12 protein-coding genes and 1 riboswitch are annotated in these 14,745 nt (G+C 50.4%); of the genes, 7 read left to right on the forward strand and 5 right to left on the reverse strand.

Annotation, left to right across the window (positions count from 1 at the left end; genetic code table 11):
* Positions 1-3: 3 nt before the first annotated feature.
* Entirely contained in the window at positions 4-2,778 is a 2,775-nt protein-coding gene (locus ACHA8N_RS02290) for a glycoside hydrolase family 3 protein (protein ID WP_393964585.1), read from the forward strand.
* A gap of 58 nt (positions 2,779-2,836) precedes the next feature.
* Positions 2,837-3,361: an SF0329 family protein gene (locus tag ACHA8N_RS02295; protein ID WP_393964586.1), complete on the forward strand. Its 525-nt coding sequence runs from the start codon at positions 2,837-2,839 to the stop codon at positions 3,359-3,361.
* A gap of 57 nt (positions 3,362-3,418) precedes the next feature.
* Here the strand turns inward: ACHA8N_RS02295 and ACHA8N_RS02300 are convergent, their stop codons facing one another.
* Positions 3,419-4,414, reverse strand: coding sequence for a tRNA dihydrouridine synthase (locus ACHA8N_RS02300; RefSeq protein ID WP_393964587.1), 996 nt, complete (start codon positions 4,412-4,414; stop codon positions 3,419-3,421).
* A gap of 208 nt (positions 4,415-4,622) precedes the next feature.
* Between ACHA8N_RS02300 and ACHA8N_RS02305 the strand changes: the two genes are divergently transcribed.
* The 3 genes from ACHA8N_RS02305 to ACHA8N_RS02315 are packed head-to-tail and all read left to right on the forward strand — an operon-like array spanning position 4,623 to position 6,160.
* The gene (locus tag ACHA8N_RS02305; protein ID WP_147512178.1) at positions 4,623-5,105 is read left to right on the forward strand and encodes an LURP-one-related/scramblase family protein; all 483 of its coding nucleotides are present in this window, start codon (positions 4,623-4,625) and stop codon (positions 5,103-5,105) included.
* 41 nt (positions 5,106-5,146) lie between these two features.
* Positions 5,147-5,641 carry an LURP-one-related/scramblase family protein gene (locus tag ACHA8N_RS02310; protein WP_393964588.1) on the forward strand — a complete coding sequence of 165 codons (495 nt, stop codon included), beginning with the start codon at positions 5,147-5,149 and terminating at the stop codon, positions 5,639-5,641.
* Complete coding sequence (locus tag ACHA8N_RS02315) at positions 5,642-6,160, forward strand: NUDIX hydrolase (protein WP_393964589.1); 519 nt, start codon at positions 5,642-5,644, stop codon at positions 6,158-6,160.
* A 42-nt stretch (positions 6,161-6,202) separates the two neighbouring features.
* Here the strand turns inward: ACHA8N_RS02315 and ACHA8N_RS02320 are convergent, their stop codons facing one another.
* From ACHA8N_RS02320 to tnpB, 3 genes are all read right to left on the reverse strand, one after another.
* Complete coding sequence (locus tag ACHA8N_RS02320; protein ID WP_393964590.1) at positions 6,203-7,447, reverse strand: MFS transporter; 1,245 nt, start codon at positions 7,445-7,447, stop codon at positions 6,203-6,205.
* A 202-nt stretch (positions 7,448-7,649) separates the two neighbouring features.
* The gene (locus ACHA8N_RS02325; protein ID WP_393964591.1) at positions 7,650-8,204 is read right to left on the reverse strand and encodes a histidine phosphatase family protein; all 555 of its coding nucleotides are present in this window, start codon (positions 8,202-8,204) and stop codon (positions 7,650-7,652) included.
* A 173-nt stretch (positions 8,205-8,377) separates the two neighbouring features.
* Positions 8,378-9,550 carry an IS200/IS605 family element RNA-guided endonuclease TnpB gene (tnpB, locus tag ACHA8N_RS02330; RefSeq protein ID WP_393964594.1) on the reverse strand — a complete coding sequence of 391 codons (1,173 nt, stop codon included), beginning with the start codon at positions 9,548-9,550 and terminating at the stop codon, positions 8,378-8,380.
* Between the two features lie 223 nt (positions 9,551-9,773).
* Positions 9,774-9,849, forward strand: a riboswitch (glycine riboswitch).
* 161 nt (positions 9,850-10,010) lie between these two features.
* Here tnpB and ACHA8N_RS02335 point away from each other — a divergent pair.
* Positions 10,011-11,378: an amino acid permease gene (locus ACHA8N_RS02335; RefSeq protein ID WP_147512172.1), complete on the forward strand. Its 1,368-nt coding sequence runs from the start codon at positions 10,011-10,013 to the stop codon at positions 11,376-11,378.
* 88 nt (positions 11,379-11,466) lie between these two features.
* Here the strand turns inward: ACHA8N_RS02335 and ACHA8N_RS02340 are convergent, their stop codons facing one another.
* Positions 11,467-12,993, reverse strand: a complete 1,527-nt coding sequence (locus ACHA8N_RS02340) for a cryptochrome/photolyase family protein (protein WP_393964592.1) — start codon at positions 12,991-12,993, stop codon at positions 11,467-11,469.
* A 237-nt stretch (positions 12,994-13,230) separates the two neighbouring features.
* Between ACHA8N_RS02340 and ACHA8N_RS02345 the strand changes: the two genes are divergently transcribed.
* Positions 13,231-14,724, forward strand: coding sequence for a malate:quinone oxidoreductase (locus ACHA8N_RS02345; protein ID WP_393964593.1), 1,494 nt, complete (start codon positions 13,231-13,233; stop codon positions 14,722-14,724).
* Positions 14,725-14,745: the final 21 nt, after the last annotated feature.

Below are 14,745 nucleotides of genomic sequence, written 5' to 3' on the forward strand. Positions count from 1 at the left end.
CAGATGACGACTTATACATTAGATTGGAACGCTTATACGGCATTGGCCCGGAAGACGGTCGCAGAAGGGACAGTCCTGTTGAAAAATGACAAGCAGACGTTACCGCTTTTAGCAGGGACGACGGTCTCAGTTTTCGGACGCAATCAGTTTAACTATTATAAAAGCGGAACGGGATCGGGTGGGATGGTCAACGTATCGCACGTGACAAGTCCACTCGAAGCCCTGCAACAACATCCGGATCTGACCGTGAACCAGTCGTTGCTCGACGTCTACGAAGCCTGGCTGCAGGATCATCCGTTTGATAAAGGCGAAGGCTGGGCGGCGGAACCGTGGTCGCAGGAAGAAATGCCGGTTACGGACGAAGTCGTCGCTCAGGCGGCAGGGCAGTCGGATGTCGCCATCGTCATGATCGGTCGGACGGCCGGTGAAGACCGTGACAATACGGCAGATCCGGGCAGTTACCTGCTGACGGACGTCGAATTGACCTTAATCGAAAAAGTTTCGCAGGCGTTTCCGAAGACGGTTGTCTTGTTAAACGTCGGCAATGTCATCGACATGAAGTGGGCGCTTGATTTTGATCCGAGTGCGATTTTGTACGCATGGCAAGGCGGGATGGAGGGCGGGAATGCCTTGGTTGATCTCTTGACGGGAGCGGTCACACCATCCGGGAAACTGCCGGATACGATTGCCCGTTCACTCGACGCGTATCCGTCGACGCCGTACTTCGGTCACGAAGACCGGGCGATCTACAAGGAAGACATCTACGTCGGGTATCGTTACTTCGAGACGTTTGCGAAGGATGACGTCCTGTATCCGTTCGGGTTTGGTTTATCCTATACGACGTTTGATGTCGTAACAGAAACGGTCGATATGACGGAGCAACAGGTCACATTGACAGTCACCGTCACGAATACAGGGACACGCAGCGGGAAAGAAGTCGTACAGGTGTATCTCGAGAAACCACAGGGACAACTCGGCAATCCGGCACGCGGACTCGTGACGTTCGCGAAGACACAACAGCTGGAACCTGGTCAACAGCAGACAGTAACGTTGACGGTACCGCTGACGGAATACGCGAGCTACGATGATGCCGGTGTGACGGGGCATAAATCGTCTTACGTCATTGAAGCAGGAGCGTATCATCTGTACGTCGGCACGGACGTGCGGACCGCGGCGCACGTCGCGACACAAACGATCGACACGTTACGTGTCACCGAGACGTTAAGCGAAAACATGGCTCCGGTCACGGCGTTTGACCGCCTGAAGCCACATAAGACGGAAACAGGTTATGACGTCACATACGAAGCGACACCGCTGCGGATAATTGATCCGGAAGCCCGTCGTCTCGCCGAACGACCGGCAGCACGCACGCATTCGGAAGATCAAGGCCTGACACTGAAGGATGTCTACGAAGGTAACACGTCGCTCGACGTGTTCCTCGATCAATTGACGGATGAGGATCTGGCGGCGATCGTCCGCGGCGAGGGGATGAACTCACCGCGCGTCACACCGGGAACGGCAGCGGCCTTTGGCGGCGTGACTGACCGGCTGACAGCGTTCGGCATCCCGGCGGCCTGCTGTGCTGACGGTCCGTCCGGAATCCGGATGGATATCGGAACCAAAGCCTTCTCACTGCCGAACGGGACACTCGTCGCGTCGACGTTCAACGTCGATCTGGTGGCTGATTTATTCGAGATGACAGGGCTCGAACTCCGGAAAAACGGCATCGATACGTTGCTTGGACCGGGGATGAACATCCATCGTCATCCGCTCAACGGACGAAACTTTGAATATTTCTCGGAAGATCCGCACCTGACAGGGATGATGGCCGTCGCCCAGCTCGACGGGATGCACCGGGTCGGCGTGACCGGAACGCTCAAACACTTAAGTGCCAACAACCAGGAATTCCATCGCCATGATCTCGATTCGATTGTCTCGGAACGTGCCTTGCGGGAGATTTATCTAAAAGGATTTGAGTACGCCGTCAAACGGGGACAGGCGTATGCGATCATGACGACATACGGTGCCGTCAACGGACTCTGGACAGCTGGACTGTACGATCAGAATACCCGGATTCTCCGGGACGAGTGGGGCTTTGACGGTGTCGTCATGACCGACTGGTGGGCGAAGATCAATGCCGAAGGAACGGAAGCCAACCGGCAACAGACAGCGACGATGGTCCGTTCCCAAAATGACCTCTACATGGTCGTCGGAGAACCGGGGGCAAATCCGTTTGAGGATGATACGCTGTCATCGCTTGCGGACGGCACGTTGACACGGGCGGAATTGTTACGGAGTGCGGCAAACATTTGTCAGTTCATCCTGCGGTCACCGGTCATGGAGCGGACGCTTGGTCAGGAAGCGACAGTCGACGTCACCGGATTACCGGAAGAGGCAGATGATCTGAACGAACAGGCCGTGACGCATCAGCAACTTCAAAGCGGTATCCCGATCGTGTTTGATGAACTCGACACGTCGACCGGAAGCAGTCATGTCTTTGCCGTGACGGCAGAAGAAACCGGGATGTATCACGTCACGTTTGAGGCCCGGTCGTACGCTGGTGAACTGGCGCAGATGCCGGTGACGTTGTTTGCGAACAACATGCCGGTCGCGACGTTTACGTTCAACGGGACAAACGGCGAATGGGTGACACAGACAAAAGATGTCTTTGTCTTTAATCCACACAACTATTTTAAGCTGTACTTTGCACTCGGAGGGCTTGAACTCAAAAACATCACCTTTACGTTAACGGAATCGTTCCATATGAAAAACGGGTAAACTAAGCGTTAGGCGGTGGATGACTGCCTGACGTTTCATATGTTTAAAGGAGGAACCCATGCAATTCTCAAAAATCAAAAAACGGGTGCTGTCGTTCGTCACCCCATCACTTCAATCACGTATAAATCTGTATGCCACAGTCGACCGTCATTTTCATGACGGCGAAAGCCGAGTCTGGATGACACTGGATGGAGAACCTTTTTTTAAGGCCGAAGATTTACGTTTTACATTAGAGTCGGACCGTCGTTATGAGCTGGCGAAAGCACGATTACCTGAAAAACCCGTCCGTTTTACACTGGATATCTTTCAATCGGATTGGTACAAGGCATCGAGTGAATTAAATGAGCAGATTGAACGTGAGCTGAAGGAAGAGGGATGGCATGCCAATTACGACGTGCAACAGGATTTGCTGCTGTATCCGACGCTCTCGATTGAGGAAGCGTTAACGCATCGCCATGCCTTTATCCGCGGATTGGCCCTGCTCGATCGGCGGGTCGGGAAACGGCGGCTGGAACGGATAAATGGTGACACACCGTTTGAATTCACCTGTTTAAAGATTCGGCTGGAAGCGGAATCCAACTAACGACAAAAAAAGAGCAAGGCGCGATGCCTTGCTCTTTTGCATGTTCAATTCAAATTCTTAAATCGAAAACGAATTGACGGCGTGAATGCCTTCCTGTTCGACGAACTCGTCAAGGAGGGTTCGGACGTCATCCGTTGAATTCGTGTCCATCAAACGGGCACGCAATTCGCTCGCACCGCGGAAACCACGGACATAAATCTTGAAGAAACGACGGAGCGGCTTGAAGAGGCGGGGTTCGAATTCAGATGAGTACTGATCGTGTAAGTCGAGTTGCAGACGTAATAAATCAAGTAATTCTTCACTCGAATGCTCTCTCTTTTCGACTTCAAACGCAAACGGATTATGGAAAATCCCGCGGCCGATCATCACACCATCAACACCGTACTGTTCGACGAGTTCAAGCCCGTGCTGGCGGTCGTTGATGTCGCCGTTGATCGTCAAGAGGGTTTGCGGCGCGACTTCATCCCGAAGTTTCTTGATTTCCGGAATCAGCTCGAAGTGAGCCGGGACTGCACTCATCTCTTTGCGGGTCCGCAGATGAATCGAGAGGTTGGCGATATCCTGCTCGAGAATATGGCGTAACCAGTCGTGCCACTCCTCGACTTTCGAATAGCCGAGACGTGTCTTGACGCTGACCGGCAGACCGCCGGCTTTTGCGGCTTGAATCAGTTCAGCGGCGACATCGGGACGGTTGATCAGTCCTGATCCTTTTCCGTTGACGGCGACGTTTTGCACCGGGCAGCCCATGTTGATATCGATGCCTTTAAACCCCATTTCCGCCATCCCGATACTCATCTCACGGAAATATTCCGGCTTGTCGCCCCAGATGTGGGCAACCATCGGCTGTTCATCTTCCGTGAACTCGAGTCGTCCGCGGACACTCTGTTTACCTTTTGGATGACAGTAACTTTCTGTATTCGTAAATTCAGTAAAGAAGACATCCGGTCGTGCCGCTTTCGCAACGACGTGACGAAAGACGACATCGGTGACATCTTCCATTGGTGCAAGTACAAAAAATGGTCGTGGCAGGTCCTGCCAAAAGTTGTTTTTCATTATATAAAACCCTTTCCTTAAGGTAATTCGTTTTGCTCAATTAAAATTTCATCAACTATATACTTTAAGCGTATTGGACAAAAAGTGCAAGGAGACGAGCTTTGCATGCGGGAATGTTAAAGCTGTTTGTCGAAACCAGGAATGAATCTTTTAGTCCGTTCATGTCGTAATAGATGTAACACAGTCGCCAGGAAAGGATGAAATCTCCATGTACACCCTATACATGAAACAGAAAGTCTTAAGTTTGCGCGGACGCTTCTCCATCCAAGATCAGCAGGAACAAGACGTCTATCTCGTCGAAGGCAGCTTTATGAAGCTACCGAAAACTTTTTCGATCTCGACGGTTGAGGGTGAGGAAGTCGCCGTCATCACAAAGAAAATGCTTAGCCTGTTGCCGAAGTTTTTTATTGAAGTCGACGGTGAGACACTGACGATTGAAAAATCGTTTACGTTCTTTAAAGACCGCTATACGATTGATGCGGCAGATCTCGAAATCGACGGAGACTGGTGGGATATGGATTTTGAAATCAAGCGTCACGGCGAAGTTGTCGGAAGTGTCGAGAAAAAATGGTTCACGTTTGGTGACAGTTATGAGATTCAAGTCTTTGATCCGGAAATCGAGAAGATTTTGATTGCACTTGTTGTTGCTATCGACTGTGTCAAAGAAGATGAAGAATCCAGCTCGTCATAAGAAAACAATCAGGAAAGGAAGCGCATATGAAGCAGCTTTTGATGAAACAGACGTTTGAACTGAACCGGCGATTTACGATTGCAGATGAAACCGGACAAACCACGCATGAAGTGACCGGACAGTTGTTGCAAATGCAGAAAAACTGGCAACTCATGCAGGAGGCAGCCGAGGTCGGTCGGGTGACGAAACAGACGTTCAGCATGTTGCCGCATATCCTGGTGGAAGTCGACGGGCGTGTCGTTGCGACCATTCAAAAAACCGGATTTTTGATGTTTGCGGATTACCGGATCGACAGCCGTGATCTGCAAATCGACATCAACTGGGCGACGATGACGTTCAGTGTCACGTATCAAGGAAACAAAATCGGGCAAGGCAAAAGACGGTGGGTCCGTTTCGGAAAACAGTACGAACTGACACTGCTCGATGAAGCGGCGGAGACACTGTTTTTAAGTGTCGTGCTCGGACTCGATCGGGCGAAAGCAGACAAAACTGTCGCAACGCTCTTTTCGGATAATTGGGCAGGAGGGAAGAAGTAAATGGAACGATGGGATATCTATACGGCAGACCGCGAGAAAACAGGACGGACCTGGCCGCGTGGAACAGAATTAAAAGACGGCGATTACCATCTTGTTGTGCACGTCTGTCTGTTTAACAAACAGGGACAGATGTTGATTCAGCACCGTCAGCCGTTCAAAGAGGGCTGGTCAAACATGTGGGATCTCAGCGTCGGCGGTAGTGCGACAACGGGCGATACGAGTCAGATGGCAGCAGAGCGCGAATTGTTTGAAGAACTGGGACTGTCCTTGTCGTTCGCCGGACGGCGTCCGCAGTTGACGGTTCCGTTTGAAGTCGGGTTTGACGACTATTACTTAATCGAAACAGACGTTGATCTGACGACACTGACGTTACAGGAAGAAGAAGTCCAAGCCGTCAAGTGGGCGACGGAAGACGACATCATTGCAGGCATACGGGAAGGAACGTTCATTTCGTACCATGAACCGTTGATCCGGTTGCTGTTCATCTTACGGCATCAATATGGTGCCCATCAAAAATAAAACAACCCCCAGGTCGCGAGCGACTTGGGGGTTGTGTTGGGATCAGGCTGTTTTTTTCGAAGCCGGCACTGCATGTTTTGGTTTGGTCTCCGGTAAAAAGAAACTGAACAGGAGGTACGTCGAACAGCAAAGGAAAAAGACGACCATCGAAGCCGTGTATCCCATTTGTCCGAGCGTATAGCTCCAAAGAATCGTAAAAATCGTCTGTGTGGCGTACGCAATTGCCCAAAAAAGACCAAATAAGACGGTAATCTTTTGCGGGGTCATGCCTTTCATCTCGTGGGCGAGATTCATGAAAATCGGATACTGAATGTACATCGCAAATCCGGAGACGAAAGCAAAAACGTACGAAACGAGTGGCGAGATATTGCCGAACGCGACCGTGATGATAAAACTGCCGATCATGATCAGTCCGCTGGTCAGGAGAATCGGTTTTCGCGGTGTTCCGCGGCTGCCGATTTTCAGACCAACAAAGGTCCCGATGATCCCGGCACCGGACACAAGCAGATTGACGAGCGAACCGTTTAATTCGGTATAGGTGTCAAACACCGGTTTGAGTCCGACGAGCGACAGAATGTAGAGCGTCAAGAAACCGCCGAACGCCAACGCATATTTCCATAAAAAGCTGTCTTTGATCGCATCTTTGTAACCGTAAGCGGTGACGACTTCGTTTTGATCACTTGCCGTATTCAAGTCGAATTCTTCACTGAAGATCAACCAGGCGAGGAACAGGACGGCTGTCAAAGCAGCAAAAATCGTCAATGTCAGTTGCCAGTTGTTCGTGAATTGTGTCGCGAAAAATGTGAACAGCAAGGAAACGACAAACGCTCCGACATTGTAAGACACCGTATTGAGTGCATTGATCCGCAGTTTTTCCGTCGGATCACTGATGTAGCGGGTGACGACCGGATTCATGTAGACGATGACCATCGAGCCACCAAGCCCCATGATCATCCGTGCTGCCGTATACGCCCAGTAGTTCGGCAGATAGATGGCGACGATCGACATCATCAGGAACAACAGGGCAAGCATCGGTGCTTTTTTGGGTCCGAGTTTCATCAGGATGAGTGCGGCCAAGATGTTCGCGAAGACACGTGCCGTCGTGATCGAATAGTTGACGAGTTGCGAAATCAACGGATCGACGGTCCGGTCACCGAAAAAATGGGCCGTGATCTGTGGTGTCAAGGAAGACCCGGCGACCCAGTTCATGGCGAACGTCGCATAGGCGAACCAGAGAACGGCCATCATCAAGTACCCTTTACGTGCGTGATTAGATTGTGTAGACATAAGATACCCCTTCTTTTCCTAAGCCGAATCTCCCGGTAGACGGGGATTCGAACTACTTCACTTTGTTATCAATTCGTTAAATGTAGCGGAGTTCGAAGGGGAAGTAAAATAGATAATTCTTATGTTTTCCATAAGTTAAAAGAATAGATCAAAAGTAATCGTATGCGTTTGTCGAATACTTGAAAAAATGTCTGTCACCTGTTTACGTTTTGGTTTGATGAAGCGTCATCCGTTCACAGGTCATCCCGTCGGCAGTCTGAACGAGACGGTACACATCAGGGTTCTGCAATTGCTGCCAGTCATCAAAGCCAAAAGTCGAATCGATGGTGTGCAACAATAAAGCCATTGCGTTTCCATGTGTCACAAGCACCGTATGATGGGCGGGATGCAGCGATGCTTCGTTCAGAACAGACGTCATCCGCTCCATCACTTCACGACTCGATTCACCTCCGGGAAAGCGGAGATTGAAATCGAAGAACGTTTCTTGTAAAGCAGTACGCCACTCGCTTAATGGCGAGGTACTGAGGATTCGTTCTTGGAGCTGATCCTCGATTTCAAGCGGACAATCATGGAGAGCGGCGACAGGGAAAATCGTTTCCTGTGCCCGGCGGAACGGACTGGATAAAATCCGGTCGACCGGGATGGTTTTGAAAAAACGGGCGAGTGCGTCTGCTTGTTTGTAACCTTGTTTCGTCAACGGAGCATCAGGTGCTTGTCCGGTTGCTTCACAATGGCGAATGATATAATATGTCTTCACGATCAGTTCCTCCTCCTGCGGTAGTCTTTGTAGGGGACTTCTGGAAACGGCACGTAAAGTCCTGTTTCACGTTATGAAAGAAGAAATGAAAAAATAAATTGAACTACCTCCACCTACGCTTTGCTCAGAGGTGGAGGATTCCTGAGTTATCCGACCTACCGGTCGAAAATTTATCAGGCTAACCCCGTCGTCCCGACGGTTGAAGAAGCTAAGATACGTTCGGCTTCTTGTTTGAGATTCAGTCCTGCGTTCACATCCCGGTCGTGATGGATGCCGCAACTCGGGCATGTCCATTCACGCAAGCCAAGATGTTTCACGTCTTTGTGTTGATGTCCGCAACTCGAGCACAGTTGGCTCGAAGCAAAGGTCTTGCCGACCTTCACGACGATTTTCCCGTACCAGTCCGCCTTATATTCGAGCATACGGAAGAACTCCGACCAGCTGACGTCCGAGATGGACTTGCTTAACTTACGATTCTTCTGCATGTTCTTCACCTGCAAGGTCTCGATGCCGATGACGTCGTGGTTTTGGACGATTTCGGTCGATACTTTGTGCAGGAAGTCAGTGCGCTTGTTGGCGATCTTCTCGTGGATACGAGCGACCTTCCGCTTTTGCTTCTGATAGTTCTTCGACTCGGAAAGCTTGACTTTGTTGGTCAGAGCGATGCGTTGACGGCGGGAGAGCTTACGCTGTTCGTGCGCCAGTTTCTTCTTGAGCGTTCGGAAGTAACGGTCGTTCTTATAGACCGTGCCGTCCGACAGGATGGCGAAGTTCTTAAGTCCGACATCGACGCCGACAGATGAACCGGTCTTCGACAACTCGTTGATTTCCTGCTCGACGAGCAGGGAAACGAAATATTTGCCTGAAGCGTTACGTCGAATTGTCGCGTTCAAAATACGGCCTGTGACCTGTTTCGAATGGGCGAAACGAACCCATTTCAGCTTCGGAACTTTGAGCTTGTTCCCGATTATAGAAACTTCAGGAAGCTGAGACTTGCCCTGGATGTTGGTCTTGTACGACTGGACGGGATTACGCTTGGACTTGAAACGAGGTCGTTCGTTCTGCTTCTTGAAGAAGCGATCAAACGCATCGGCAAGGTGTTTAACGCTGATCTGAATAGATGTACTATCGACTTCCTTCAACCAGTCGAACTCCTGCTTCAACAAAGGAATTTCTTTGGAACAAGAACCGTAGGACAGTCCTTTTCCAGTGGTCTTGTACGTTTCATCCCACTTCGCCAAGAAGTGGTTAAAAACGAAGCGCGAACACCCGATCGTCTTTGCGATCAGGATTTCCTGCTCTTTTGTGGGGTAGATTCTAAATTTGTAGGCCTTATGCTTCAACACCATTTTTCACCTCCTTTAAGGAAAATATACCCGAAAAGCAGGCTGGCGATTCCTCTCCCACTTTCACTTCATTTAGAAGTGGGAGTATTCTCGCCAAATTTTGATAAAACGGTTGACAAACGATCATAAGATTACTAGTATTAGAAACAATTCAGGTGATTATGTCACCTCAGCAACCGAATAAAAAAAGAAAGCTATGATTGTCATGGGTCACACTATGGCAGGAGCAGCTTCTGGAGAGACCGTGTATACGGCGCCGAAGGGTTCACAATCTCAGGCAAAAGGACAGAAGAGTACTGAATTTTTATTTTTTGTGTTGGCTTTGCCAAGCAAAAAATGATTATTTGTTATTCTGATGATTTTTTTGAGATTGGACACCCGTCCAGTCTCTTTTTTTGTTGGACTGACAGAACAGTCTGACCGGGGGAAACAGAGAGATCATCAAAGGAGGAGTTCAGGTTTGGAACAGCAAGGATTAAAACGGGATTTATCGAATCGTCACGTCCAATTGATTGCGATTGGTGGAACGATCGGAACAGGGTTGTTTTTAGGATCGGGGAAAGCGATTCAGCTGGCCGGTCCATCGATTGTGTTTGCCTACCTGCTTGTCGGGATTGCGATTTTCTTCGTCATGCGGGCACTGGGCGAATTGTTATTGTCAAAAGCCGGTTACCAGTCACTGACGGATATCGCGGAAGATTACCTCGGACCACGCGCGGCTTTCGTGACCGGTTGGACGTATTGGTTCTGTTGGATCATGACGGCGATGGCCGATATCATTGCCGTTGGTGTCTACGTCAAATATTGGTTTGATATCCCGCAGTGGATTCCGGCCGTCATCGCTCTGTTGATTTTGCTCGGCTTTAATCTTCTGACGGTCAAACTGTTCGGAGAACTCGAGTTTTGGTTCGCCTTGATCAAAGTCATCACGATTTTAGCCTTGATTGGGGTCGGGATCGTCTTGCTCGTCATCGGCTTCAAAACAGATGCCGGACCGGTCACAGTCAAGAATCTGTGGCAGCACGGCGGGATGTTCCCGAACGGCATCACCGGATTCCTGTTGTCGTTCCAGATGGTCGTCTTCGCGTATGTCGGCGTTGAACTCGTGGGTGTCTCGGCAGCAGAAACAGCCGATCCGAAAAAGAACATTCCGTCAGCGATCAATAAGATTCCGTTACGGATTCTGTTCTTCTACGTCGGTGCCTTACTGGTCCTTCTGATGATCAATCCATGGACAGGACTGAATGCAACGGAAAGTCCGTTCGTCAAGACGTTTAGTCTGATCGGGATTCCGCTTGCTGCCGGAATCATCAACTTCGTTGTCCTGACGTCGGCCGCTTCCGCTTGTAACAGCGGAATGTTCTCGACGAGCCGGATTTTGTACAATCTCGGGAATCAAAAGCAAGCACCGAAATCTTTTTCGAAGCTGAATAAGAACCACGTGCCGGCAAATGCCTTGTTCATCTCGACATTGGTCGTCTCGGGTGGTGCCTTGTTAAGCAAATTGATTCCAGGACAGGCGTTCAGTATCGTCACGACGATCAGTGCGATCTGTTTCATCTGGGTCTGGGGCGTCATTCTCGTCTGTCACTTGAAATACAAGAAAACGCAGCCGGAATTGCATGCCGCCTCAACATTCAAAGCGCCGTGGACACCGTTCGTCAACTACCTCGTACTCGGTCTGTTCACACTGATTTTGATCGTCATGCTCGTCGCGGACGAAACACGTCCTGCCTTGCTCCTGACACCGGTCTGGTTCATCGGATTGTTTGTCTTGTACCAGTTGCGTACGAAAAAACATCAAAAAGCAGAACGACACAGTGCGTGATGCATCAAGGAAATAAACAAAGACCAAAGACCCGATTCCCTGCCGAACAAGACAGGGAGCCGGGTCTTTCTTGATGTTGATGAAAAGCTCAGCGATGGAACTGTCCGTCCGCCAACTGCTGTTTCAAGGCTGTCGCTTTTTTACGGATTGCCTGCTGATCCGCCTGGTCCCGCTTCGCCCACTGCCGGTACATCATCGACATCCGTTGGTTGCCGGAGAAACGTTCCTCGTGCCGGGCGATGAAATCCCAATACAAGGCATTGAACGGACAGGCATTGTCCCCAAGGGCATCTTTCTGATTAAAGGGACAGTTCCCGCAGTAGTCGCTCATCTTGTGGATGTAGTTCGCCGATGCGATGTACGGTTTCGTCGACAGGAGACCACCGTCGGCATGCAAAGCCATCCCGAGCACATTCGGCAGGACGACCCAATCATAGGCATCGATATACATTTCATTAAACCAGTCCGCTGTTTGTTGCGGCGAAATCTCAAACAGGTTGGCAAAGTTTCCGAGCACCATCAGCCGCTGGATATGATGATTGTGCGCCGTTTCGATGACGGGGCGGAGCGACTCGGCGACGCAGGTCATCGTCGTCTGACCGTCCCAGAAAAAGTCCGGCAAGTCACGGTCGTGTTTGAGGACATTGACCTGTTCATAACCGGGCATCTCACTCAGATAGACGGCCCGCATGTACTCACGCCACCCGAGAATCTGGCGGATGAACCCTTCGACGGCATTGAGCGGCGCCTCCTGCTCTTCAAGCGCTGCGGCAGCGGCTTTGATAACTTCGTCCGGCGACAGCAAGCCGATATTGATCGATGAGGAGAGCAGGGAATGCGATAACGTATCCTCTTCTGTCAGCATGGCATCCTGATAGGTTCCGAATGTCTCAAGCCGTTCCTCGATGAAACGGGCGAGCGCCCGCTGTGCTTTCGCTCGTGTGACCGGCCAGTGGAACGCATCGAGCTGCCCCGGATGATCGGCAAACGTCGTCTCGACTTTGTGGATGACGTCACGTGTGATCTCATCCGGCCGGAATCGGATCGGTGCTTTAAAATCAACGCCGTCCTTCGCCGGTTTTCGATTGTCGGCGTCAAACGACCATTTTCCGCCGAGTGGTTTGTTTTTGTTCATCAACAGGCGGCGGTCCTTGCGGAGTTGCCGGTAAAAGCGGTCCATCTTCCACGGTTTATCCCCGAGCAGGGCGACGGCTTCGTCCTGCGTCAATAAAAAGAGCGGAACATCGGAACAGACATCGACGGTGATCGTTTTCGGAAGGTTGTTTTGAAACCGTTCCATGACGCGGCGCATCGGGTGATCGGTGATTGCCGTATACAGCAGGTGCGTCGGTTTATATTGTTGTTGGTGCTGCTTCCAAGCGTCGTCAAACGAGTCCGCTTCCCGGTAATCGACCGTAAATCCTTTGTCCCGGAGTTCGTCTGCGAAGTGACGCATCGCTGAAAAAATCAACACCAGTTTTTGTTTATGGTACGTTTTCCAGGTCGAGCGTGAGGTTGCTTCGACCATCAAGATGACATCGTGTTTCGGATCTGCTTCCTGCAGAAGTGGTAACGTGTGGTTCAGCTGATTGCCGAAAATCCAGCGTGTCGCCATAAATCGTTCCCCCTTTTTCTTCTATAAGAGTATATAACCGCTTTCTCTGAAAGTATGTCTCGGGATGTGCGCGTTCGATTCAGGGGAAATGGATTTATTTTTAGTGGGAAACACCGGATATTTTAATTTATGAACGACCTGTGATAGGGTTATACTGGAAAGGTAAGTTGTCGTCATACGAGCGCTTTCAACTGGTATGACAGGTCCATAATATCAAACGGGGATAGGAAGGATATCATGAGCAGTATGCCTAAACAAACAGATGTTATTTTAATTGGTGCCGGAGTCATGAGCGCAACGTTAGGGGTCTTATTAAAAGAGCTTGCGCCGGACATGAAGATTAAAGTGTTCGAGAAGTTGGCAAGTGCGGGAGAAGAAAGTTCAAACGAATGGAACAATGCAGGGACGGGTCATGCTGCACTCTGCGAACTGAATTACACGACGGAAAATGCCGACGGAACAATCGACATCAGCAAGGCGGTCAAGGTCAACGAACAGTTCCAACTGTCGCGCCAATTCTGGTCGCACCTCGTCAAAGAACAAGTATTGCCGAATCCGAAAGAATTCATCATGCCGATTCCACATATGAGTATGGTTGAAGGGGCGGAAAACGTCACATTTCTGAAAAAACGATTGGAAGCGCTCTCAGCTAATCCGTTGTTCAAAGGGATGGAGTTTTCGGAAGATCCGGAGCAACTCAAACAATGGATTCCATTAATTATGGAAGGCCGGACGTCACCGGAACCGATCGCAGCCACCAAAATCGATTCGGGAACAGACGTTAATTTCGGTGCGTTGACACGGATTCTGTTTGATCACTTAAAACAACTCGATGTCGAGATTAACTATGGTCATGGTGTCGAAGACTTGAAACGGGTCGACGGCGGTTGGGAGATCAAAGTCAAAAACGAACGTGACAACCGGATTGAACATCATACCGCGAAGTTCGTCTTTATCGGCGGTGGCGGCGGCAGTCTACCGTTGCTTCAAAAAACAGGCATTCCGGAATCAAAACAGATTGGCGGATTCCCGGTCAGCGGCTTATTCCTCGTCTGTAAAAATCCAGAAATCGCCGAGCGTCATCACGCGAAAGTCTACGGGAAAGCGAAAGTCGGCGCACCGCCGATGTCTGTTCCGCATTTAGACACACGTTACATCGACGGCCAAAAGTCACTCTTGTTCGGACCGTTCGCCGGCTTCTCACCGAAGTTCCTGAAAACCGGATCAAATCTTGATTTGATCACATCGGTCAAACCGAACAACGTGTTGACGATGCTTGCGGCAGGCGCAAAAGAGATGGGACTGACAAAGTATTTGATCGAGCAGGTCTTACTGTCGACGGAGCAACGGATGAACGAACTACGTGAATTCATTCCGAACGCGAAGACGGAAGACTGGGATGTCGTCGTCGCCGGACAACGGGTTCAGGTCATCAAAGATACACCGCAAGGCAAGGGGACACTTCAATTCGGAACGGAAGTCGTCAGTGCGGCAGACGGTTCGGTCGCAGCGTTGCTCGGCGCGTCACCGGGTGCCTCAACAGCAGTACCGGTCATGCTGGAAGTCCTCGGGAAATGTTTCCCGGATCAAATGCCGGAGTGGGAACCGAAAATCAAAGAAATGATTCCGTCGTACGGGACATCACTCGTCGCGAATCCGGAACTCTTTGACCAAATTCATGCCGAAACCACGAAAACGCTCGAATTGACGGAAGCCCAACCGATTCGTTAACAGTATTCGTCTGGCATAAAA

The organism is Exiguobacterium sp. S22-S28 (genome assembly GCF_043359615.1).
GTDB lineage: Bacteria > Bacillota > Bacilli > Exiguobacteriales > Exiguobacteriaceae > Exiguobacterium_A.

What these genes read in the sequence shown, in the direction of transcription:
- ACHA8N_RS02290 (WP_393964585.1), top strand. Translation starts at nt 4, where the DNA reads ATGACGACTTATACATTAGATTGGAACGCTTATACGGCATTGGCCCGG.
- ACHA8N_RS02295 (WP_393964586.1), top strand. Translation starts at nt 2,837, where the DNA reads ATGCAATTCTCAAAAATCAAAAAACGGGTGCTGTCGTTCGTCACCCCA.
- ACHA8N_RS02300 (WP_393964587.1), bottom strand. Translation starts at nt 4,414, where the DNA reads ATGAAAAACAACTTTTGGCAGGACCTGCCACGACCATTTTTTGTACTT.
- ACHA8N_RS02305 (WP_147512178.1), top strand. Translation starts at nt 4,623, where the DNA reads ATGTACACCCTATACATGAAACAGAAAGTCTTAAGTTTGCGCGGACGC.
- ACHA8N_RS02310 (WP_393964588.1), top strand. Translation starts at nt 5,147, where the DNA reads ATGAAACAGACGTTTGAACTGAACCGGCGATTTACGATTGCAGATGAA.
- ACHA8N_RS02315 (WP_393964589.1), top strand. Translation starts at nt 5,642, where the DNA reads ATGGAACGATGGGATATCTATACGGCAGACCGCGAGAAAACAGGACGG.
- ACHA8N_RS02320 (WP_393964590.1), bottom strand. Translation starts at nt 7,447, where the DNA reads ATGTCTACACAATCTAATCACGCACGTAAAGGGTACTTGATGATGGCC.
- ACHA8N_RS02340 (WP_393964592.1), bottom strand. Translation starts at nt 12,993, where the DNA reads ATGGCGACACGCTGGATTTTCGGCAATCAGCTGAACCACACGTTACCA.
- ACHA8N_RS02345 (WP_393964593.1), top strand. Translation starts at nt 13,231, where the DNA reads ATGAGCAGTATGCCTAAACAAACAGATGTTATTTTAATTGGTGCCGGA.